At 47.8% G+C, this 1119-nt stretch carries 1 protein-coding gene; it reads left to right on the forward strand.

From position 1 onward, the window contains the following. Nucleotides 1-125: 125 nt before the first annotated feature. The coding region (gene waaF / locus A3739_RS05660) for a lipopolysaccharide heptosyltransferase II (RefSeq protein WP_068500627.1) at nt 126-1119 on the forward strand (994 nt) is incomplete at its 3' end.

Genomic DNA, 1119 nt, shown 5'->3' on the forward strand with positions numbered 1-1119 from the left:
GCACGTGGTCCATTGACCGAGAAGTTCCAAACTATGTACTTTGACGCAGTTAAAGGTAAGCGTGAGCAAAACCAAGACTGGCTGACGCTAGTTTAATTGCGTTTTACGGTATCGGAGATACTGATTTGAAAATTTTTATCGTAGGCCCGTCCTGGGTTGGCGATATGGTGATGGCGCAGAGTTTATTTATTGCTTTGCGTCGACTCCACCCATCTGTACAAATAGATGTTCTTGCTCCAGCTTGGAGTCGCCCCATAATTGAAGCAATGCCTGAAGTGAATAAAGCCATTGATATGCCTTTAGGGCATGGTGTGCTTGATATTAAATCTCGCAGAATGCTTGGGCATAGTTTGCGCTCAGAGCAATACGACTGGGCGATTGTCCTTCCAAATTCGTTTAAGTCGGCATTGATTCCGTGGTTTGCGAAGATTCCTCGACGTACTGCCTGGAAAGGTGAAATGCGCTATGGCGTGGTCAATGATTTGCGTCAGCTAGATAAAAGCGTTTTTTCATTGATGGTGCATAAGTATGTTGGGCTCGCTTATGACAAGGGAACAACGCCAGATGCATTTGAGTGTCCGGCTCCCTTGCTTGTTCCTGCGACAGAGAATATTGCTAAAGCGATGACGAAGTTCGGTTTGGACAAGAGTAAGTCGGTGCTAGCGCTATGTCCGGGTGCGGAGTTTGGGCGTGCTAAGAAGTGGCCAGAGAGGCACTATGCAGAGATCGCACGTCGCCATATTGCTGAAGGTGGACAAGTTTGGTTATTTGGGTCTCAGAATGATGTGCCCGCATGTGGGGCTATTGCCGATTCTATCGATCAAGATTGTGTTAGTTTGCTGGCAGGCAATACCAGCCTAGAAGAGGCGGTTGCGTTAATGTCTCAAGCTGATTTGGCCTTAGCCAATGACTCAGGCTTGATGCACGTAGCGGCCGCATTGAATGTCCCAACGCTTGGCTTGTTTGGTTCGACCTCTCCAGATTACACACCGCCACTCAGTGAGAAGTCTGCGGTTATAAAAGCTAGCATAGACTGTAGTCCATGTTTCAAGCGTGATTGCCCATTTGGTCACTATAAGTGTTTGGAGGAGATGATGCCGGATAGGGTTTGGACGGCTT

The sequence above is a fragment of the Oleiphilus sp. HI0067 genome (assembly GCF_001635735.1).